Consider the following 21,436-nt stretch of genomic DNA (forward strand, 5'->3'; position numbering starts at 1 on the left):
TGAAAGTTGACACGGGTCGCTCCCTCCCCGGCCCTGGGTTCCACCTCCAGTCGCATCCCACGCGCACGCCGCGCGGAGAAGGGGCTGCCCAAAGGCTGACACGTCACCGACGGGCGCCTGACCTGTCAGCCCATCGCTGACGTGTCAGGAATGAAAGGGAACGCATCGCAAGCCCTCGCACTTCCTCAAGCCCAGTCTTCTCCCGGAAGGCCCGCCAATTGCAGAACTCCCCGCCAATACCGGAGGAGCGCTGCAATGGGCATGAGCTACAAGATCCACCCGGCGGTCGGGGTGGCCCGCGTCGGGGACAGCGAGGACTACTACCTGGGGCCCGAGACGGCGAAGGGCCTGCCGCAGGAGCGGACCGGTGGGGACGTGACCCGCTTCCGCGACCCGCACGGTGGCATCCGCCGGCAGGCGGCCCGGTTCCAGATCCACACGTTCGACCCCGACCATCCCACCGCGCCGGGAAAGCGCATCCAGCCCGGGGTCGACGGGGTGCTGGACATCGAGTGGACCGTCCACGTCGCGAACAAGAAGGCGGCCTGGTACGAGTTCCAGCAGCAGCAGGGCGCGGACGGCACGTACGCGCCCTCGCACGCGCTGCGCAATCCCCGCACGAAGGACGATGCCGGGCGCAAGGCGCTCATCATCGACCCGGGGCCTCGCACCGTGGCGTGCCGGGGCAGCAACCAGCACCCGTCGCGCGCGGAGCTCTCCCAGGACGACCCCCAGGGCAAGGGCTATCCCCAGACGTTCCCGGCGTCGGGCCTGCTCCCTGACAACAATGACATCACCACGTTGGGCAGCGTCATCGCGGATGACCAGGGCTATCTCTACACGGTGGGAGGCCATGGCCGCTCCGGCACGACGGCGGTGTGGAACCTGTCCAACGGGTTGATTGACAACCTCCTGGAGGACGACGCGACGCTCACCGCCCCGCAGCGCGTGCGCCTGGATCAGCTCCGGCCGGTGGCGGACCAGTGCTACCCGACCCAGGCCGCGCTCCGGGCCGCCATGGTGGCGGAGCTGGCGACGCACGCGTCCAACAGCGCGCCGGACATCCAGCAGACCGCCGACTACATGCAGGCCCAGGCCTACATGCAGCCGCGGCTGGACACCTACGCCAACAACAACTTCTGGTGGGACGACACGTCGGACGGCCCCGTCACCGCGACGGTCATCCTGCAGGGGGGCACGCGTGTGGAGGTGCCGTTTCCGGCGTGGATGATGGTGGCCCCGCCGGCCTACGCGCCCCAGCTCCTCAACATGGTCACGCTGTACGACACGCTGCGGGACACCTTCGTCACCCAGCGCGACCTGGAGCCCGACGTCTGCAAGGGCGGCACGTTCAACGACGCGTACAAGCCGAACTTCCAGGCGGACATCCTGCCCATCCTCCAGCGCCCCTCCGACTACCGCTGGGTCGCGCGCATCAACGACCAGGGCATCGACGCGCACGCAGGGCTTCCCCGGCCGGAGGCCAGCACCCACAACTTCATGAAGTACGTGCGCGACCCGCAGTCCTTCAATGACTACCCACTGCGAATGCCGCAGATGGCGGGTGACAATCCCCTCACGCAAGACGTCCCGCGCACCTTCCTCACCCTCACGCGGACGCAGTACTTCTTCCTGAGCCAGTTCAGCAAGGGCCTCTTCGACAACACGCCGAGCACGGCCACGCCCACCCCGGGTCAGCTCCTGGACCGGGGCGTGCTGGAGAACTGCGTGGGCGGGCCGTTCTGCCCGGGCATCGAGATGACCTGGATTGCCCGCGACCCGAACTTCTTCATGGAGCCGTTCCGCTTCAAGCGCCGCGCGACCGGCGGCAGCGGCCTGCAATGGAACACCAACCCCCACGATGGACAGGGATTGGAGCCAGGGGACGCGACCAAGTACATGGCCCTGCCCTGGCAGGCGGACTTCAACGAGTGCTCCAACCAGGTCGTGCAGAACACGTCCCTGTGGTGGTGGCCCTCGCAGCGCCCCTACGAGGTGAACTACCTGGACCGCGACGGGGAGTGGCAGCAGGGCTACTGGACGCGCCCGTCCGACATCAACTTCGACAAGGACGAGGAGATGGTCGCGAAGTGGAAGGGCCTGGGCTTCATCCTCGCCCGGAAGGATGCGCAGCCCGCGGACCAGGGCAGCTCCACTTCGGATGATCCGGCCCCCCTCTACCTGGAGGTGGAGCGCCTGCTGCCGGACGGTGACATGCCGTGAGCGACGCCCACTGCGACGTCGCCGTCCTCGGGGGAGGGCCGGCCGGCGCGGGCGTGGCGCTCGCCCTGCGGGCCCAGGCACGGCTGTCCGTCACGCTGGTGGAGCGCGCCCCCCAGGCCGCGTCCCGCATCGGAGAGACGCTGCCCCCGGACGCACGGCTGCCCCTGGCGAAGCTGGGGGTGTGGGGCGGCTTCCTGCGCGACGGGCACCTGCCCTCGCGCGGCACGGCGTCCTCGTGGGGCTCCGCCACCGTGGGCTATCACGACACGCTGATGTCGCCCTGGGGTTCGGCCTGGCACCTGGACCGCGCCCGCTTCGATGCGAGCCTTCGCGCCCACGTCGTGGAGCGGGGCGGCACCGTGAAGGTCGGCACCACGCTGGTGGGATGCGAGGCCCTGGGCGAGGAGGGCTTCCGGCTGCACCTGTCGCATCCGGCGGAAGGCCCCTCCACGCTGTCGGCGCGCTTCGTGGTGGACGCGACCGGCTGGAAGGCGGACTTCGCCACGTCGCAGGGGGCGCGGCGGCAGGTGGTGGATCGCTGCTTCGCTTTGTACGGCGACTTCCGCCTGCGGGAGGGCGCGGCGTTCAGCACGCAGGCGCTGGTGGAGGCCCGCCCGGAGGGCTGGTGGTACTCCGCGCTGCTGCCCGGAGGCCGCGTCGTCGTCGCGCTGATGGGGGATGGGGAGTCCCTGCGCGGCGTGCGTCCGAGCGCCCCGGAAGCCTGGCTGTCATTGCTTGGGCGCACCACCGCCACCCGCGAGCGGCTGGACGCGTGTGACTTCACCGGCGAACCGCTGCGGGCGGTGCCCGCCACCGTGGGGCTCCTGGACCGTCCCCACGCGCGGCACTGGCTGGCGGTGGGGGACGCCGCGTGTACCTTTGATTCGCTGTCGTCGCAGGGCATCTCCAAGGCGCTCGGGTCCGCCCTGCTGGCGGCCGAGGCGCTGGAGCAGCACCTGCGGGGCGTGCCGGACGCCCTGGATGCCTATGCGGCCCGGGTGCGTCAGGGCTTCGTGGAGCACCTGCGGACGCGGGACTTCTACTACCGCGAGGAGCGGCGGTGGCCCGACGCCCCCTTCTGGCGCAACCGGCGCGAGGCCCTGGCCTCCGGCGCCCTGGCCGCGTGACGGCCGCCTCTTGCTCACCCCAACCGGGATAAATCCATGAAGACAAGTCGTCAGCGAAATCTCCTGCTCGCGCTGGGAGGCGTGAGCGCCCTGACCGTGGCCGTGGCCCTGGTCGGACAGCGAGGAGGGGACTCCCAGGTCTCCGACTCCACCCGTCCTCCGCCCACGCGCGAGGACGCAAACACAGTCAACGTCGTCTCGGTTCCCACGCCGGGCACGGTGCCCACGCCCTATCCCGTCTTTCCCCATGGCAACAAGCTGACCTCGCCGCTGGACGAGGGAGATGCCCAGGCCCAGCGGTTCCTCGACTTCTACGCGAAGCAGGGCCGCGTCACCTTCCCGGCGCTGACGAAGGGGGGACTCGCCGCGCTGCCCAACAGGACCCTGGACATCGCGCACAATGGCTTGAACCTGGGCAGTCAGCGGTTCAATTCCTCGCTGGTGTGCCAGTCCTGCCATGACGCGGACTGGCTGGCCAGCGGCGACCTCACGCTGCCTTCCGACGCGCCGCCCACCTACAAGGCCCTGTCCACCATGGCCTACTGGCAGATGCCGGCGGTGGACCGGTTCTGGAATGACAACACGGCGCCGTCCTTCCTGGATCCCAACGCGCCCCTGCCGCTCGCGGCCAACTGGTCTCCGTTCGGCGACTGGAGCGCTTCGGTGAAGGCCCTGGCGGGCCGCGACCCCATCTTCCTCGCGCAGGTGGAGACCACGCGGAAGCTGTCGCCCCACCAGCCCACCACGGTGGACAACCTCTGTCTCCGCTGCCACTCGCCGCTGGGCCAGCGCCAGGCGCAGAGCGAGCACCGGCCCTTCACGCACGACCTGCTCTACGCGACGCCGGACAACTCCCAGGCGGATCCGGAGCGGGCGGTGCTGGGCGCGCTGGGGCGCGACGGCGTGTCGTGCAGCGCGTGCCACTCCGTGGCGCCCTCCAGCGGGCAACCCTGGAACGGCACGGACTACACGGCCTTCTACGGCACCACGAGCGGCACCATCTTCGGCGACGACGTGTCGGCCCGCCTCAAGCTGCCGTCGGAGACCGTGCTGCCGCCGCCGTTCCCCTTCACGTCGTCCATGAACCTGCGCCCGGGCACCATCGTGGGCCCGGACACGCACCTGAACAAGCAGCCCATGGCCGCCGCCGGGCTCAGCCTGGAGACGGCCGCCACGGTGGGCGGACACAGCTACCTGCGCGACTCCATGGTGTGTGGCTCATGCCACGTCGTCATCCTGCCCAAGGTGCCCACGAACTACCGGCCCTCGATGCCCATCGCGGAGGCGGAAGCCAAGGGCGTCTACCAGCGCCCCGCGAGCTGCGCGCAGAACCAGACGACCTTCAGCAGCACCGGTGACTTCCTCACCGACCCCTGCGTGGAGCTGGCGTATGAGCAGACGACCTACTTCGAGTGGCTCAACAGCGGCTACGCCCAGTCCACGTCCACCTGCATGACGTGCCACATGCAGATCACCAAGCCGGACTCGCCGTTCGATGGCAACGTGAAGGTGGCGCAGCAGAACGGGGCCCTGGCGGCCTTCTACCGCGACAACCAGACGCTGCCGCCCCGGCAGTACAACCGCCACACGCTGCTGGGCATCAACCTGTTCGTCCATGAGATGTTCCAGCAGTTCCCGGACGTGCTGGGCCTGGACTTCTACGCGCAGCCGGACTCGCGCGTGCCGCCGTACCTCCAGAGCCCGGAGATCCTCGCGCGCACGCCCAACCTCGTCACCAACCCGGGCGCGGAGGACGGTCCCAAGGCGGACCTCACGGCCGACGGCTGGGTGCCGGACTCCGGGGTGACGGTCACGGTGGTGGCCCAGCAGCAGGGGCTGTCCAAGCAGACCATCAATCCCAGCCATGGCGCGCAGTTCTTCCAACTGGGCGGCGGCGCGGCGCTGACCGTGGACGTGTCCGCGTACCAGGCCCTCATCGACAAGGCGGCGGGCGCGGCGGTGGTCCAGTGGGGCGCCACGGTCTACTGCGACGGCGTCGCGCCGTGCGGCACGCTCGCGTTGCAGCAGCGGGCAGGGCAGGGCGCCTGGACGAACACGGCGGGCTCCCTCAACGTGCCGGCGAGCCAGCAGCGCTGGATCCCCGTGCAGGCGGGTGCGCCCACCCGGATTCCCGCCGGGACGAGCGCGCTGCGTCTGGCCTTCCAGCCCGGCCGCGCGATGAGCGTGGACGACGTGTTCCTCGCGCTGAAGTTCCCGGATGGCTCGGTGGCGCCGCTCACGGACGGCAAGCGCGACTACACGTTCGCGAAGAATCTGCTCAACGCGGAGCAGTCCATCCTGGACCTGGCGGTGAACACCTCCCAGGGCATCTTCGACCCGACGCAGCCCGCGGTCCTGGTCTCCGTGGACTCGTTCAAGGAAGACAACGGCATGTTGACCGTGCCCGTCACCGTCACCAGCAACGTGGGCCACAAGTTCCCCAGCGGCGCGGGCTTCCGCCGGGCATTCCTCCAGTTCGAGGTGTCGGACGCCTCCGGCAAGGTGCTGTGGGCCTCCGGTCAGCCCAATGCGCTGGGCGTCATCTGCTCGGGCGTCTGCAAGCCGGATGACAGCGCGCTGCTCGCGAGCGAGTTCACCGCCGATGCGTCCGGGCTCCAGCCGAACCATCAGGTCATCAACCGGCAGGACCAGGCGCAGATCTACGAGCTGCGCGCGGTGGACGACATGAACCGTCTCACCAGCCTGGAGCTCCAGCAGTTCATGGAGGTGAAGGACAACCGCCTGCTGCCGGAGGGGTGGATTGCCCCGTCTCAGCGCAAGCCGGACGAGATGCTGCTCGGCCTGAACCTCCAGCAGCTCGCGCGCCTCACCGAGCCGCTCAGCACCGTGCTGGGACCCAAGGACACCAGCGTCTCCGGCGACCCGGACTTCAGCACGTCGCCAGCGAAGGGCACGGACCACGTCACCTTCCAGGTGCCGCTGTCCGCGGTGAGCGGGTGGAAGAGCATCCGCGTGCGGATGAACTACCAGACCATCCCGCCGTCCTACCTCAACGCGCGCTTCCGGGACTCACTGCTGGATGACCAGGGCAAGCCCTCGCAGCCGGGGCCCGCGGTGCAACGGCTCATCTACATGACCAGCCACCTGAACACGAAGGCGTCGCTGACGTACAAGTCGCAGGGACAGGGCACGTCGCAGGTGGACCTGATGGACAACTGGTCCATGGTGTTGAGCGAAGCCAGCGTGACGAAGAACTAGGAACGAAGACAAGGGTTTGACCCCGGGCGGCCATCGGGGGTGGGCGTCGCGCCCGCCCCTGGTGGCCGCTTCGTCATGTCACGGCTGGACTCGACGGCACGAGAAAAGCGGCCACCGGTGACGGTCTCACGACCCGTCCCGATGACCGCCTGGGCCCTGCTCAGCGCGGGAGATGTCTCAGCGACCGATGGTGACGTGCGACCCGAGCACGATGCCGCGCTGGGCGCTCATCCGCCGCGCCAGCTCCGGCGACGCGCCGAGTTGCTGGGGCGTGCGGAGCAGGTGGAAGAACTGGCTGCTCTGGTCGACATAGGACAGGGCCTTGAGCCGGAGCTTGAAGCCCGGCTGGGGCGTGGTGCCATTGGCCCAGTACGAATAGGTGATGTTCGTCTGGTAGTTGGCGGGCACGTCGCAGGTGACGGACGTGTTCCAGCTCCCGTTGTTCTGGGGCACGGTCGTCTTCTCCAACACAATGAGCGGATCCGGGCCCGGGGTCCCTGCGGAGAAGGCGACGCTGGCGCCGCCGGGCACGTTGGTGCACTCGAGCTGGAACGTGATGCTTCCGGCCTCCGTCCCCTGGGTGTAGTCCACGGTCGTGTCGAAGGTCGGGCTGTTGGCGCTCGTGAGGCTGACGTTGCGCCAGCCGAAGCCCGGGTTGTTGAGGATGAAGGCCGTCAGGTCGGTGTAGCTGCCCACCTGGGGGATGGGGTTGTCGTGCTTGGGCGTGGAGACCCGGCTGATGAGGCAGTAGTGGTCGCCGCTGATGGCGGACGGCTCCCAGACGAAGGGATTGTCCGTCACGGCGATGTCGCCCGGCTGGGTGGCCTGGACGAAGACCTGGAGCTGCTGATCGCTCGTCTTCAGCGCGTTGTTCTGCCACTTGTTGGGATAGAGCAGCAGGCTGGTCGGCGTGTAATACAGCGACACCTTTCCGCTCTGCGCGCCGCTGGCCAGGTTCTTGGTGCGCAGGTAGATGTAGTTGGGGCCGTCAATCACCAGGCTCTGGCCCACGTCCTGGTTGTAGTTGCTGGAGAAGTAGGCCTGCGGGTTGTTGGTGGGGTAGATGCCGGAGGGGATGATGTCCGGCGACTCGTAGGCATCCGGGGGAGACGGAAGCTGCCCGACGTCCCACATGTTGGTGCGGAAGAACAGATCGTCGTACAGGGTGGTCATGGGCGTTCCTTGGGATGGGGGTGATATCCGCGAGCAGGCGGATGCTGGGACCTCACTGCACCCGCCACGCCAATGACTCGCACTCCCGAACCGGGCGGAACTGCTTGCGCGCCCCCCACGCCACCGCCCCGCTGACGCATCAGGCGCAATCCCTGACGCGTCAGCGGACCTCCGGCGACGCCTTGCTCAGTACAGCAGGGAGCGGATGGGGACGAAGGCGTGGACCGGGTAGCCGCTGCCGAGCTGGCCGTCGGAGTTGAGGCCAAAGCCCCAGAGCGTGCCATCCGAGCGCAGCCCCAGCGTGAACCCCTCTCCCACGGCGACGGTGGTGGTCCCGCTCAGGCCCACCACGGGCGACGGCGTGGGGACATAGTTGTCGAGGGTGGCCGGATTGCCCAGGCAGCCACCGAAGTTGATGCCCCAGCCCCAGAGCGTGCCGTCCGAACGTGCGGCCACGGTGTGGTACGTCGCCGCCCCCACGACGCCCGTTCCGCTCCAGCCAGGGACCTGCGCGGGCACGGAGTGGTTGGTGAAGGTGCCATCGCCCAGCTGGGTGTAGCCGTTCTCTCCCCACGCCCAGAGCGTGCCGCCTGAGCGGATGGCGAAGGACGAATCGCCGCCCGCCGCCACGGACACGGCGCTGGACAGCCCGGACACCAGCGCGGGCACGGAGCGATGGGTGAAGCTGCCGTCGCCCACCTGGCCGCTGTAGTTCATCCCCCACGCCCACACGGTGCCGTCCGAGCGCAGCGCCACGCTGTGGGACTGTCCCGCCGCCACGGACACGACGCTGGACAGACCCACCACCTGCACCGGGCTCCATCGGTTCACGTTCGTGCCGTCGCCGAGCGCGCCCAGGGCGTTGTAGCCCCAGGCCCAGACGGTGCCGTCGGCGCGCAGCGCGAGGGTGTGCCGGTAGCCGGCCGCCACCGCGATGATGCTGCCCAGGCCCGCCACCTGCGCCGGAAGGGCGTTGCCCACGGTGGTGCCGTTGCCCAACTGCCCCGTGTCATTGCCTCCCCAGGTCCACACGGTGCCGTCGGAGCGCAGCGCCACCGAGTGCAGGCCGCCCGCCGCCACGCCCGTCGCGAAGCCCAGGGTTGGAAGCTGGGTGGCCGCGGCGCGGTTGCTCAGGTGGCCAAGCCCAAGCTGGCCCACGTTGTTCGCGCCCCAGGCCCAGACGGAACCATCCGAGCGCGTCGCCAGGGTGTGCGCGGCGCCCGTGGCCACCTTCGACACGCCGCTGAGCCCCGACACCATCGTCGGGGTGACGCGCGTCCCGGAGGTGCCGTCACCGCGCTGGCCCACATCGGAGGTGCCCCAGGCCCACAGCGTCCCGTTTCCCAGCGCGCCCAGGGAGAAGCCCCAGCCCGCGGCGATGGAGACGGCGCCGGAGAGGCCCGACACGGCGACCGGGGAAGTGCGGGCGGTCCGGGTGTCGTCGCCCAGCTCGCCCCAGGTGTTCTGTCCCCACGCCCGGATGGTGCCGTCGGAGCGCACCGCGAGCGAGTGGTAGCCGCCCGCCGCCACCGACACGGTCGAATCCTTGGCGTTGAGGCGCACGGGCACGTTGCTGGAGGCGAAGTTGCCCGTCCCCAGTTGTCCGTAGCTGTTGGAACCCCAGGCCCAGACGGACCCGTCGGAGGTCACCGCGAGCGAGTGGTAGCCACCGCCGGAGAACGTCGTCACCTGGGTGAGGCCCGGGACGGCGACGGGCAGGGTGCGGTCGGTGGTGGAGCCGTCTCCCAACTGTCCGTAGATGTTCCAGCCCCAGGCCCGCAGCGTCCCATCCGAGCGCAGCGCCAGGCAGTGGTTGGAGCCCGCCGTCACGGCGGCGACGCCGGACAGCCCGGAGACCAGGCCCGGCGTGGAGCGGTTCGTCAGGGTGCCGGAGCCCAACTGGCCCTGCCCGTTGTAGCCCCAGGTCCACACGGTGCCATCCGAGCGCACGGCGACGACGTGGCTGTCACCGGCCCCCACGGACACCACGCTCGTGAGGCCCACCACCTGCACGGGCGTGGTGCGGCTGGAGGTGGTGCCGTCTCCCAGCTGTCCGTAGCCGTTCGAGCCCCAGGCCCAGACGGTGCCATCCGCGCGCAGCGCCACGGAGAAGTTCCGCCCGGCGGCCACGGCGTTCACGAAGGTGAGCCCGGAGACGCGCACCGGGCTTGCGCGCTGGACGGTGGTGCCGTCCCCCAGCGCGCCGAAGACGTTGAGGCCCGAAGCCCAGACGGTGCCGTCCGGACGGACCGCCAATGCGTGGGAGACCCCGGCCGCCACCCGGGGGGCTGCGACCAGTGCGGACGACTGGCGTGACAAGGACTCGGAAGAGTCCAACTCCGGGCCGCACGCGGTGATGCTTAAAAGCAATCCCAGCCAGACACTCCAAAGCCTGCTCACGACGCCTGCCATGTGATACCTCCGCTTCCGGCCCACGCGACCCTGAACGAACGGGGCGTGTCTTCCGTGAGGGAGGCACCACCGCGGGGCAATCCCGGCGTCACCTGAAGGACAGGGCCCGGCGTGCCGCATCCGGATTCCGGACGACGGCTCATCCCCGGGGGAGGCAGTCATTGTCTGGGAAAGGGGCGCGCAATGGCTTGCATCCTGGATGCGCGCTGAAGGAGAACCGGGCGGCGTTGTCTCAGCCGCCCGGCGGACCGGCCCGTTGACACTGAAACAGCGTCCGGGCCGGGAAGGCCTACCGCGCCTGCCCGTTCGCGTTCAGGGCGAGTTCACCGTGGACCGTGAAGGCGCCCGCGGAGCCCGTCACGTCGATGCCGGAGAAGTGGCGGTAGGGATAGGCACCCGTGCCAATCGTCTCCGTGAACTCGATGGCGTCGCCCGTGAGCTGGGCGCCGTCCACCTCCACCGTGAAGGTCCTCCCGGGGAACTGGAAGCGCCAGACGCAAGCGCCCTGCTCCTGCGCGGCATGGGGCGCGTTGCGGAACGGGAACGGCAGGATGGGGCCGTGCTCCCGCAGGTAGAAGTCGGAGACCATCACCACGTCTCCCAGCCAGTTGGTGTACACGTGCCAGCGGGCCGCCGGCCCCGGGCCGCCCGTACCTTCGCCCTGCAAGACGCCGCCCTGGAAGACGCGCACCTGGAACTCGGAGCCGCCCGCCGTGCCGGTGAAGGCAGGCGCGAACGTCACCCCCGTCCCGTCCGCGTCCGGCGCGATGCCCAGCGTGCTCACCACCTGGTCGCCATCCCGCGCCGCGAACGCGAACCGGCCCTGCCCGCCGCCGATGTTCGCCGTGGCGTTCTGCCGCCAGGCGACCGCGCCGCCGAAGTGGCTGGAGAGGCCATCCGTCTGGGGGTTGGACAGCCCGGTGACCCGGAGCCCTTCGTCGGTGGACTCAAGGGACGCCCCACCGGTCGCACAGCTCTGGATGCCATTGAACTGCTCGACGCACGTCGCCTGGGCCTGGGCCTGCTGGGTGCCCACGGCCTTCGTGCCCTCGTCCTGGCCCTGGCAACCCACCAGGGAAAGGAACGCCGCCGCGACCACGTGACCTGTCTTCATCATCCGCATGTGTTCGACCTCGGGAATGGGGGGGCTTCCCTCCAGCGGGGAAGCCCTGTCGCGGGGCACAAGGGCCCTGCGACAGGGGGCGCACCCCTGCATCACGCGCGCCAGGACGTGGAAGCCGGGCCCACCCTGCAATTCCAGGCCCCAGGTCGCTGACGGATCCGGTCGCTGTAGCGCTCCGGGCCACAAAGGCTCGTGGCAGTAGCAGAACGTGTCACGCCCGGTTCACTCCGGGGTGACGTCGGTGATGGCGAAGAGGAATCCCTCCGGAATCCACCACTTCCAGATGCCAGAACCGCGGACCCGCTTGAGCGCGAGGAAATACCTGCCGGTGGTGGGCGCCGTGTACGTGACGCCAGTCTTGTCGCTTGGCAGGTCTGTCTTCAGCACCTGGCCCTGGGCATCCATCACCGTGGTCGCGCAATAGTAGGGGCTGGAGCCGCCATCACTCTTCAGCAGGTAATCGCGGCCCCCGACGAGGTCCACCGCCAGCACGTCGACGTCCTTGACGGACATGAAGTCGACGCTCAACCGCGCGGGCACCGTCACCGCCGTGGCTTCGGGCGGCGCATCCGGGTGGTCGTCCGGCCCGATGTCACGAACCCGGCAGAGATAGCGGGTCGTCACCGGAGCGGTGGAGCTGCTGGGGCGGATGAGCAGGATGAGGTCACCGCCCACGGCATTCTTGGCACCCAGCTCCAGGACGTCTGTGATGGAGTAGGACGCCGTGAACGTGCCCAACGACGTGCCATCCGGGCGGATCACTTCCATGAAGGGATTGTCACGGGTCCCGCTGCAATAGGCGCGCAGGACGTGGTTCGTGGGGATGGAGATCCGCCAGGCGTCCACGTCGCCGGGGGTCTCCAGGAAGCCCTCGAAGGTGTACTCCGTCTCCGTCACCGGCTGCGAGACGGCCGTGTCCGGGGAGTCGCCCGCGTCATCGCTGGCCTCCGTGAAGATGTAGAGGAAGCCTCCCGTTTCGCCGTCCGTGACGGAGCGCACCTCCATCACGACGAGGCCGTCCGCGTCCGCCGTCCAGAAGAAATCGGCCTGCTTCGTCTCACGGGAGGACAGGGCCTCACCCACGGGCTCCAGCGACGTCGCGTCGAGCCGCTGGACCTGACACCCCGACAGCGTGGTGGCCGTGCAGACGAACCGGTAGAGCTGACCGGCCCGCACGGCGAGCTCGAAGCGGACGCCCTCGGGCCCGGTGACCTCCGCCTCTCCATGCGCTCCCGGTTTCAACCCCGGCGCGTCATCCAGATCCTTGCCACACGCCCCCAGCGCCAGCGCCAGCCCCAGCAGGACGCCCAGCGTCCAGCCCCCTCGGGACTTCTTTTCCAGAATTGAATGCATTTGCGTATTTCCCCAAAACCAACCCACCCGGCCATGGGCTGGCACTGTCAGAGAATGCCACATCCGGCGCCGTCAGGGCGCCTATGGAGGCGTGATGTCCGAGATGGCATAGGTGAAGCCCCCCGGAATGAACCACGTCTCCGGCGCTTCGCCGCGAGCGCGTTGGAGCGAGAGTTCGTACCGACCGGTGGCGGGCGCCGTGAAGACGACGCCGGTGCGGTCGCTGCGCAGGTTCGTGCCCAGCACCACGCCCTGTGCATTCGTCACCGTGGTGGCGCAGTAGTAGGGGTCCGACCGCGGACTGCCCTCCCGCAGGAGGTACTGGTGGCCCTCCAGGAGGTCCGCCGCCAGCACGTCGATGTCCTTCTCGGAGTAGAGCATGACGTCCACGGCCCCGGGCATCCTCAACAGGGTGGTGGCGGGCGGCGCATCCGGATGATCATCCGGTCCGGTGTCCCAGACCTGACAGGTGTAGCGGGCCGAGCCGGCACGCATGGCGGAACTGGCCTGGACGAGCAGGATCAGGTCGCCCCCGTTGGGGCTCTTGGCGCCCATCCAATAGGCGAGCCGGGCGGACTCGGTGGCGTTGAACCGGCCCAGGGACGTGCCGTCCGGGAGGACGACCTCCATGTCGGGGGCTGGATGGGTTATCTCCGCATCCTTGCAGACCGCGCGCAGGACGTGGTTCGCGGGGAGGGAGAGACGCCAGGCGTCCACGTCGTCGCGGGACTCCAGGAACCCAGTGAATTCCGTCGGGGTCGTGTCCACCGGCCGCGAGACGGCCTCGGCGACGGAGCCGCCCGCGTCATCGACCGCTTCCGTGAACGCATACAGGAACTGCCCCGTCTTGCCCGTCGGGGCGGACTGCACCTCCACCACGACGCGACCCTCCGCGTCCGCCGTCCAGAAGAAGGACAGCACATTCCTCAGGCTGGAGGCCTGCGCGTCGCCCACGGGTTCCAGCGACTTCGCGTCGCGCAACTGGACCCGACACCCCGTCAGGGAGATGGGCGTGCAGTCGAACCGGTATCGCTGGCCCCCCCGTACGGCGAGCTCGAAACGGGCCCCCTCGGGCGCCGTGACCGCGGACTCCCCCTGGGCGCCGGGCTGCAACGCCGGGATGTCATCCGGATCCTTGTCGCAGGCTCCCAGGACCAGCAGCACGCCCAACAGGACGCCAGTCGTCCAGCCCCCTCGGGACTTCTCTTCCAGACTTGAATGCATGGTCCGTGCTTCCCCATCACAGCCCATCCGGCCATGGGCTGCCCCATGGACCGCACCATGCCATGTCTGGCGTCGCGACGGGATGGGGGATTCCACGCAGAAGGGGGAACACCGCGCGCCGGGTGGACCCGGCGCGCGGCCTGATGCCCCGTGTAATTCGCGAGGGTGCGTCGTTCAGAAGCAGGTGCAGGCGGCGTTGACGCACTTGCCCAGCCGGAAGCCCTTGCCCTGACAGCTCTGGTTGCAGTCCACGGGGCTGCACTCCACCTGGGAGGCTTGCGCGGGCGTGGAAAATGCCATCGTGACGCCGAACGACAAGGCCGCGCCGGTGACCATGGCGAGCAACGCACGTCCTGCCTTCTTGACAGAGAGAGTCATCTCAATCCTCCAGGGTGAATGGGTGGTTGAATCCCGTGTCTCGTTTCAGCGCTACGAAGCACGGCGCTGAAACGGTAGGCCCCCTAAAAATGACGTTCAACTTGTTCCTGTTTCGAGGAAAACTGGATGGAGACTGAAGCCATTTCCCTATGGCGCACGGCGCCATTCCTCTTCCCGTTGAGTGCACAGGCTCCTTGCTTGTCCAGGGAACATTCTGGCCAGGAGGTTCGATTCGCGCCGTGAAGACAGACGTCCTTCCGTCGGGTGCTCTCACCTGTTCTTGCAACGTATCGACGGCTCCTGGGTCGGTTGCCTGGAAGGGGCGGCGGCCTTCGTGACGTGGCTGCTCAGGGCTTCTTGGCGTCGGACGGCTCCCAGGCGAAGTCCACGGACGGAGCCTGCGCGGCCTTCGCGTCCTTCATCAGGAAGCCCTCTTCGCGCTTCGCCGCGCGCTCGAATGCTGGCCGCAGCGCCACGGGGAGGGGCAGCAGCACGCCCACGACGAACTTGTTCCCACGGCACGACTCGTTGTCGTAGCCGAACGCGATGCGCACGGCGACCTTGTGGGCCTCCAGGTGGTGGAACGCCACGGAGCGCTTCACCGCGTCGAGCCCGGATGAAAAGCCTACGCAGTCCTCACCGGGGTCCAGGCTCTCCAGCATCGCCTGCACCGTCCGGGCCTTCTTGAACGCGTCGTCGTCGCGGATGTGCTTGCGCACGAACGCGTCCGCCTTGAGCGCCTTGAGCACGTCCTTCTCCGCGAACGCGTCGAGCAGCGAGAAGGCGCCTGGGTCCTTCGATACGTCCTGGGTGACGTAGCTCTCGTGCGCGTACGGGTGAGCGCCGCCGGTGTAGCCCGAGATGGAGGTCTCGTAGCTCACCCACGGGCCCACCACCGACAACACCTTGTAGGACTCGAAACCCTCCCAGTTGGACGTGTCAGTGTCCGCATCGGACTCGAAGTTGGAGAGGAATTCCTTCTCGCGCGACCGCAGGCCGAAGACCTCCTTGCCTCCGCGCAGGGCGCGGAGGTCCTTCGGAGACTGCTCGAACGTCACCTCCGAGCCGGTCACCTTCCACGTCTTCGCCTGGGGGGAAGCAGGCGCGGGCGCTGGAGTCGCGAGCAGCACCACCATCACCACGGAGCTCATGAGCATGCGCTCCATCCTGCCCGAACTCGCCCGCGCGTGAGCGCGCGGCGGCGGCGGCCCAGCGGTCGAGCCTCCCGTCACGCTACGAGCCCTACGGCATGACCCACGTCGAGCGTCGATAGGGACACGGGACGTCCTCCGCGTCGGGGTCGGCGCGTGCACCTGTCCGGGGGGACCTGGACGGTGCACGCGCCAGCGGGCTAAGGCTCTGCTCTCAAGGAGAAGCCATGTTCGACCAGGAGATGCAGGAAGTCACCGCGTGGCTGCGCCGGCAGATCGTCGAGCTGGCCGTGCAGGGCGGTTACGTCGACTCCGTCCTGCGCGCGGGCCCGGAGCTGGAGCGGCTGAAGGAATACCTCCGGATGCTGACGGGGCAGATTCCCCTGCCTCCCTCGGTCCCGGGCCATGCCCCCTCCATCTTCCCGCCGTTCCCCGGCCTGGACGAGCGGCCGTGGCGCGACCCACCGCCTCCGGCGGCGAAGGCCCTGGAAGGCTGCCTCGCGGCGGTGCAGCGGGACCTGGCGCGGCTTCAGACCGCGGAGCTGATGCACTACGAAGGTGGCATCGTCGGGTCGGGGCGCTGGTCGGTGCACCCCGTGTTCTTCGCGGGCGAGCGCGTCGACCGGCTCCTGTGGCCCCAGCTCGCGATGGACGAGACGGCCGAGGCCGTGCAGTCGCTGGAGGGCGAGTGCACCGCGCTGCCGCTCGCGGACGTGCTCTTCTCCTCGCACGCGCCGGGCACGACGCTGACCCCGCATTGCAGCTGGGACGGCTTCCGGATGCGCTTCCAACTGGGGCTCCAGATTCCGGCGGAGGGCTGTGGCATCCGCGTGGGCACCGAATCGCGGCACTGGGAGCAGGGCCGCGTGCTCACCTTCCACGACTCCTTCGAGCACGAGACATGGAACCGCAGCCAGGAGCGCCGCGTCATCCTCATCGCGGACTGCTGGCACCCGGACCTCACCCTCGCCGAACGCGAGGCCCTGCTCGGGCTGACGCGCAAGTTCGAGGTGCGTGAGAAGCTCAGCCGGCTGCGCATCGCCGAGGAGCATCTGCCGCCGCTCCTGGCCCGCTTCGCCCAGGACGAGCAGACGGATCCCTGGGTGCGCCGCTTCTGGCGGAGCTGAGCGGTCCTCCGTTGACCTGGCAGGCAACTCTTTCTCTCAGGCTCCGATAACTCCCTGGAACCCGAGAATCCTGAGGACCTGACCATGGGCATCGACGGAGTAGGCAAAGGCAGCATCCGCCCGGTGACGCCGCGTCCCGTGGACACCCAGGCCGCACCGGCCGCCGCGAAGAACCAGGTGGCCCGCCCCCTGGCGCGCGCGGACGTCTTCGAGGCGAAGAGCGCCCGGTCCTCGGGCCCCACGCCGGGCAACGCGAACCTGCCCCCCGTCCAGTCCAACACGGGCACGGTGCAGGCTGGCACGGTGGTGCTGTCCGATGCGACGAAGGAGGCGCGCGGGGCGCTGAAGATCGACGAATCCGCCGACCCGACGACGTACGACGGCATGTACCTGGGTTCGGACGGCTACGCGTACCCGCCGGACAAGTTCTCCGTGTCGGAGGTGCCGCCGTTCCGGCCGGATTCGCCCATCGCCAGCCCCACGCCGACGACGTACCACGTCAACGGCATCCAGACCCCGCAGGGCAGCGCCACCAGCGAGGCCCAGAAGATGGCGAACGAGACGGGCACCAACGTGGTGCCCATCTACAACGCCTCGGAGAGCCTGCGCGAGGACGTCGTGCAGACGGGCATGGACCGGCTGGGGTTTGGGAACAACAAGGCGGCGCAGACGCTGGCGGACGCCATCTACAAGGACCTGCAGGCGGGCAAGAAGGTCAACGTCACCGGCTACAGCCAGGGTGGCGCCATCGTGTCCAGCGCGCTGCGCGAGGTGGACAACCGCATCAAGAACGACATGGGCGGCTTCTGGGGCAACCTGCCCATCCTCGGGGACGGCAACCGGGACAAGCGCGAGGCGCTGCTCGGCAACGTGAACGCCACCATGTTCGCGGGCGCGGGCAAGACGTTCCCGGACGGGCCGAACTACACGTTCTACGTCAACAACCAGGACCCCGTGCCGACGTGGCTGGGCTCGCACGAGTTCAACCCCGTCACGGACATCGTCACCGGCATCGTGTCCGGCATGTTCCCGGGCGTGGGCATCATCAACGGCGGCCCGTCCATGCAGGCTCCGGAGGGCGCGACCATCCACACCTTCGACTCGCCCGGGGCGAGCGGAGAGGTGTTCGGCACCGACGGCAAGCACGGCATCGACACGTACCTGGGGAACATCCAGGACGCGGTCTGACGCAGGCGAAGGGCAGGGCGCTTCAGGAGCAGGACTCCACCGCGAGCGGCATGGCCAGGCAGACGCCATGCCGCCCGTCGAGTGCGCTCTGCAAGAGCCGAGCTGCCCGCCATTTAGTAGCCGGCGCCGCCGCAGTGATTGTTCATGCCGTCCTCGGTGCCGTACGGAATGCCGTCCTCGCAGGCCTGGTTGCCAGGCGCGTAGACGTCCTGCCAGATCATGCCTCCGGGGGAGGGGACCAGGGTGAACGCGGAGCCGCCGAAGTTTGACGTCCAGAAGCCCATGACGTCGGGGCTGCCCTGCACGGTGTCGAGCAGCACGGAGATGTTCTTGCGCGTGTAACGCATGGAAATGGCTCCTGGCGATGCGTGGAGGCCGCGAAGGTCGAAATCCTAGGAAGCGGCGGCGAAGGGAGCAAGCCGGGCCGCGGGCCAGGGGGGCCGGACCTTCACGGAAGTGGCGTAGGCTTGCGCCCGGCTTCTTCCTTCTGGACGGTTTCCTTGGACATCCTTCTCGCGCCCGCCCGGCGCATCGACCTGGGCAAGCGCGCCGGCGTCACCGGCGGGCTGCTCGGCGTGCTGTGCGTCGTCGCCGAGTTCTGCTTCCTCTTTCCCCACGTGCTCGTCTCCAACGACGGCCGCGCCTTCTACGCCGAGCACCTGGATGTCTTTCGGGGCATCCTCCAGGTGTCCATCATCGTCACCTTCCTGCTGGGTGCCTTCAGTGTGCTGACGCTGCGCTCCAAGGCGCACGGCGGCATCGCCATGGTGCTCGCGCTGGTGGCGCTGCTCCTGGGCGGAGGCGAGGCGGAGCCGCTCACCCACCGGCCCCGGGCGATGAGTGCGGGCCTGGACTTCTTCGCGTTGGACCTGCTGGTGCTGGGGCTGGTGTTCATCCCCATGGAGCGGCTGTGGGCGCTGAATGAGCAGAAGATCTTCCGTACTGGCTGGCAGACGGACCTGAAGCACTTCTTCGTCAGCCACGTGAGCGTGCAGCTCATCTCCTTCGCGGTGCTCATCCCCGTGCAGGTGTTCCTGTCCTGGGCCGTGAAGATGGACTTCCAGGCGCACGTCGCCGCGCAGCCCGTGTGGCTCCAGTTCTTTGAAATCCTGCTCGTGGTGGACCTGGTGAGCTACTGGGTGCACCGGGCCTTCCACACCTTCGGGTGGATGTGGAACTTCCACGCCATCCACCACTCCACGCTGCACATGGACTGGCTGGCCAGCTCTCGCAGCCACCTGGTGGACGTGCTGGTCAACCGCTTCGCGGGCTTCGTGCCGGTGTTCCTGCTGGGCTTCCACCCGTCCGCCATCTACGGCTACCTGGTCTTCGTGTCGTTCCACGCGGTGTACATCCACGCCAACGTCAATCACCGCTGGCCGTACCTGCGCTGGGTGTTCGCGACGCCGGAGTTCCACCACTGGCACCACACGTCGGATGACGAGGGCATCGACAAGAACTTCGCCGTCTTCCTGTCATTCATTGACGTCATTTTCGGCACCGCCTACCAGCCGAAGCACTGGCCTTCGCGCTACGGAACCACGAAGTTCCAGCCTCCGGAGACGTACCTGGGGCAGCTCGCGTACCCCTTCCAGCGGCACGAGGAGAAGACGCCCTACGGCTAGAGGCAGGCTCAGTCGAGCAGCTCGGCCAGGTTCACGGCGCGCAGGGCCGTCTGGATTTCGGGGTCCTGCTTCTCCTCGGGGCTGAGCTTGAGTCCGTGCTGGTTGAGGAGCAGCAGCGTGGACACTGTGGTGAGGACCTGCTGGATGAACACCGGCTTGCGCTGCGCCTCCGGGTCGGAGGCCCGCGAGTAGAACGTCCAGAACGCCTCGGTCAGCCGGTACCAGCCCGGGTCCGAGAGCCGCGGATGCCCCGTGACAGACCCCAATGCCACGAAGTTCCGGTAGCGGGCGCGCGACGCATAGGGCAGTTGGCGGATGAAGTCCTGATGACGTCTCGCGACCTTCGTGAAGAACTCAGGGTGATGATGATCAGGCTCCGGTGCTACGCACGCTCGTCGAGCAGCATTGGGGCCCAGGGACTTCCAGCCCTACGTTGCCCGGCTCCAGTATGGCACCATTGAACTCGAAACCAAGATGGCAAAGGCTCTCTACGAGAAACTTAAACCTCATCGCGTCCAATGATTGATGACCCCGCCCTGTCACCCCAAGGGATATTCGCAGGGGAGAGATAAATGAAAGCTGTCATTGAAAAGTCAGAGAATATTTCGGCTGCGCCGGGGGAGGTGATTCGAGGTTATCCCGCGAGCGCCGCAGATCGCCTGCTTGCTATTGCCGATGAGTTGCGCCCTGTCCAGTTGCCAATGCCGGAGAGTCTGACTACAACGGTCGCTGAGGTCGCGGCCTGCAAACGTCCTGAAACGCTCTATGAAGGCGGCTGGCCGAAGAAGTGCCCGGCGATCTACCGGATTGGTGCAGCAACTGCCGTTGCTGGCGAATTGTGGCGCTTGGCGCAGAGCGAGCACGAACGACGCAAAGCGGTGGCAGTCGAGCACAAGAACATCGGTGCTGGTACAAAAGTCAAGCACGGGTACCAGATGGCTCGGCTGAACGGCTATGAGGGAAAGGCGTGCTTGTACGTCGGCAAAGCCAACGATCTTACGCCACGGCTTAGGCAGCATTTCGGCAAGCACAGTCCAACGACTTTCGCGATGCATCTGTCAATGTGGGCGCCTGTATCGCTATGGAAGAAGACCCTGACGATTGAGTATTGGCCGCTTCAGGACCTGGGCTTGAGCACGGCGGCCATTCAGGCGCTCGAAGATTTTATCTGGGAGGACTCTGCGCCGGTATTTGGCAAGCAAGGCGCGAAGTGAGCGTTTGGACGAAGCAGGTGGGAGGCCAGGTCCGACGTGTCATCGAAATGAAGGCGTAGCGAAAGCCCGATTGGATCCCGAAATACAAGCCCCCTCCTCTTATCCACAGTGGAAGATTGAAAGGGGCGGTTGTTCTGCGGGGAGGCGGAGGGAATTGAACCCGCCGCTCGGCGCCTCTGGCGAGAGCGATCCAACCGGGTCTTCGTGATGACGAAGCCCCTTTCCGGCCCGTGCTGGAAAGGGGCTTCTTGTTTCATCCGAAGCGGGGCGCCGTCGGATTACTCGATGGTGGGGGACTGGCTCATGCCGGCCGTCGGATCCGAGTGGGCCTGTCCGAGCGCGCCACCGAGCAGCGAGCTGCCCGCGGTGCCAACGGCGCCGACGACGCCCGTCACGCCCTGGGCCACGCCCTGCACGCCCTGGGAGACCGCCTGCACGCCCTGGGTGGCGGCCTGCACCAGCTCCGTGATGCTGCTGATCACGGAGGAGATGCCCTCCAGCAGCTTGCCGATGCTCTCGGTCTTGCTGGAGCCGCCCGTGGAGAAACCGTCCGCCTGGAGCGACTGCATCAGGGGCGAGGAGAGCTTGGAGTCAGGCCGCTGGGCGCCGCTGGGCAGCGAGGGCGCGGAGAGCATGGCGTCAGGCTGCTGGGCGCCGTTGAGCAGCGAGGACGCGGAGAGCATGGCGTCAGGCAGCTGGGTCGCGGTGTCGAGGAGCGAGGACTTGGAGAACCTGGAGTCCGGCTTCTGGGGGGCGTTGGGCGAGTTGGGAGAGGAGAGCTTGGAGTCCGGCTTCTGGGGGGCGTTGGGCGAGTTCGGCTTGGAAGACGGGATGTCCTGCGCGGGGGGACGGCGGATGGCGTTGGTGGAGGAGCCGCGAGCGGAGGAGACCTTCATGGG

Annotated in this window: 17 protein-coding genes; 7 read left to right on the plus strand and 10 right to left on the minus strand. The window is 68.2% G+C overall.

Annotated elements, in window-relative coordinates; genetic code table 11:
* Positions 1-261: 261 nt before the first annotated feature.
* The 3 genes from D7X74_RS01150 to D7X74_RS01160 are packed head-to-tail and all read left to right on the plus strand — an operon-like array spanning position 262 to position 6,569.
* Positions 262-2,223 carry a LodA/GoxA family CTQ-dependent oxidase gene (locus D7X74_RS01150; protein WP_147444157.1) on the plus strand — a complete coding sequence of 654 codons (1,962 nt, stop codon included), beginning with the start codon at positions 262-264 and terminating at the stop codon, positions 2,221-2,223.
* The gene (locus D7X74_RS01155) at positions 2,220-3,350 is read left to right on the plus strand and encodes a tryptophan 7-halogenase (protein ID WP_120531030.1); all 1,131 of its coding nucleotides are present in this window, start codon (positions 2,220-2,222) and stop codon (positions 3,348-3,350) included. Before D7X74_RS01150 ends, D7X74_RS01155 begins: the two co-directional genes overlap by 4 nt.
* 36 nt (positions 3,351-3,386) lie before the next feature.
* Positions 3,387-6,569 carry a hypothetical protein gene (locus D7X74_RS01160; protein ID WP_147446424.1) on the plus strand — a complete coding sequence of 1,061 codons (3,183 nt, stop codon included), beginning with the start codon at positions 3,387-3,389 and terminating at the stop codon, positions 6,567-6,569.
* Positions 6,570-6,746: 177 nt separating this feature from the next.
* On the opposite strand, the gene D7X74_RS01165 is transcribed toward D7X74_RS01160, so the two are convergent.
* The 7 genes from D7X74_RS01165 to D7X74_RS01190 form a co-directional block, all read right to left on the minus strand.
* A complete protein-coding gene (locus D7X74_RS01165) occupies positions 6,747-7,742 on the minus strand; it encodes a hypothetical protein (RefSeq protein WP_120531032.1) in 996 nt (331 codons plus the stop codon).
* A 186-nt stretch (positions 7,743-7,928) separates the two neighbouring features.
* The gene (locus D7X74_RS01170; RefSeq protein WP_120531033.1) at positions 7,929-10,154 is read right to left on the minus strand and encodes an RCC1 repeat-containing protein; all 2,226 of its coding nucleotides are present in this window, start codon (positions 10,152-10,154) and stop codon (positions 7,929-7,931) included.
* Positions 10,155-10,443: 289 nt separating this feature from the next.
* Positions 10,444-11,271, minus strand: coding sequence for a hypothetical protein (locus tag D7X74_RS01175; RefSeq protein ID WP_120582174.1), 828 nt, complete (start codon positions 11,269-11,271; stop codon positions 10,444-10,446).
* Between the two features lie 228 nt (positions 11,272-11,499).
* The gene (locus D7X74_RS01180) at positions 11,500-12,630 is read right to left on the minus strand and encodes a hypothetical protein (protein ID WP_120531035.1); all 1,131 of its coding nucleotides are present in this window, start codon (positions 12,628-12,630) and stop codon (positions 11,500-11,502) included.
* A gap of 81 nt (positions 12,631-12,711) precedes the next feature.
* A complete protein-coding gene (locus D7X74_RS01185; RefSeq protein ID WP_147446425.1) occupies positions 12,712-13,854 on the minus strand; it encodes a hypothetical protein in 1,143 nt (380 codons plus the stop codon).
* Between the two features lie 174 nt (positions 13,855-14,028).
* Positions 14,029-14,232, minus strand: a complete 204-nt coding sequence (locus D7X74_RS42555) for a hypothetical protein (RefSeq protein WP_147446426.1) — start codon at positions 14,230-14,232, stop codon at positions 14,029-14,031.
* A gap of 347 nt (positions 14,233-14,579) precedes the next feature.
* On the minus strand, positions 14,580-15,389 hold the full coding sequence (locus tag D7X74_RS01190) for a DUF4163 domain-containing protein (RefSeq protein ID WP_233601920.1): 810 nt from the start codon (positions 15,387-15,389) through the stop codon (positions 14,580-14,582).
* 221 nt (positions 15,390-15,610) lie between these two features.
* Between D7X74_RS01190 and D7X74_RS01195 the strand changes: the two genes are divergently transcribed.
* Both D7X74_RS01195 and D7X74_RS01200 read left to right on the plus strand, forming a co-directional pair.
* Positions 15,611-16,510 (plus strand): aspartyl/asparaginyl beta-hydroxylase domain-containing protein, encoded by a 900-nt coding sequence (locus tag D7X74_RS01195; protein ID WP_120531038.1) that lies wholly within the window; start codon positions 15,611-15,613, stop codon positions 16,508-16,510.
* An 84-nt stretch (positions 16,511-16,594) separates the two neighbouring features.
* Complete coding sequence (locus tag D7X74_RS01200; protein ID WP_120531039.1) at positions 16,595-17,698, plus strand: PE-PPE domain-containing protein; 1,104 nt, start codon at positions 16,595-16,597, stop codon at positions 17,696-17,698.
* Between the two features lie 113 nt (positions 17,699-17,811).
* Here D7X74_RS01200 and D7X74_RS01205 read toward each other — a convergent pair whose 3' ends face one another.
* The gene (locus tag D7X74_RS01205) at positions 17,812-18,045 is read right to left on the minus strand and encodes a hypothetical protein (protein ID WP_120531040.1); all 234 of its coding nucleotides are present in this window, start codon (positions 18,043-18,045) and stop codon (positions 17,812-17,814) included.
* Positions 18,046-18,198: 153 nt separating this feature from the next.
* Between D7X74_RS01205 and D7X74_RS01210 the strand changes: the two genes are divergently transcribed.
* Positions 18,199-19,323, plus strand: coding sequence for a sterol desaturase family protein (locus D7X74_RS01210; RefSeq protein ID WP_120531041.1), 1,125 nt, complete (start codon positions 18,199-18,201; stop codon positions 19,321-19,323).
* Positions 19,324-19,331: 8 nt separating this feature from the next.
* Here the strand turns inward: D7X74_RS01210 and D7X74_RS01215 are convergent, their stop codons facing one another.
* On the minus strand, positions 19,332-19,595 hold the full coding sequence (locus D7X74_RS01215; protein ID WP_147444160.1) for a hypothetical protein: 264 nt from the start codon (positions 19,593-19,595) through the stop codon (positions 19,332-19,334).
* Between the two features lie 300 nt (positions 19,596-19,895).
* On the opposite strand from D7X74_RS01215, the gene D7X74_RS42560 reads away from it, so the two are divergent.
* Complete coding sequence (locus D7X74_RS42560; RefSeq protein ID WP_147446427.1) at positions 19,896-20,537, plus strand: hypothetical protein; 642 nt, start codon at positions 19,896-19,898, stop codon at positions 20,535-20,537.
* Between the two features lie 278 nt (positions 20,538-20,815).
* On the opposite strand, the gene D7X74_RS01220 is transcribed toward D7X74_RS42560, so the two are convergent.
* Complete coding sequence (locus tag D7X74_RS01220) at positions 20,816-21,433, minus strand: hypothetical protein (RefSeq protein ID WP_120531043.1); 618 nt, start codon at positions 21,431-21,433, stop codon at positions 20,816-20,818.
* Between the last annotated feature and the right edge of the window lie 3 nt (positions 21,434-21,436).

The sequence above is a fragment of the Corallococcus sp. CA047B genome, assembly GCF_003612065.1.
Taxonomy (GTDB): Bacteria; Myxococcota; Myxococcia; order Myxococcales; family Myxococcaceae; genus Corallococcus; species Corallococcus praedator.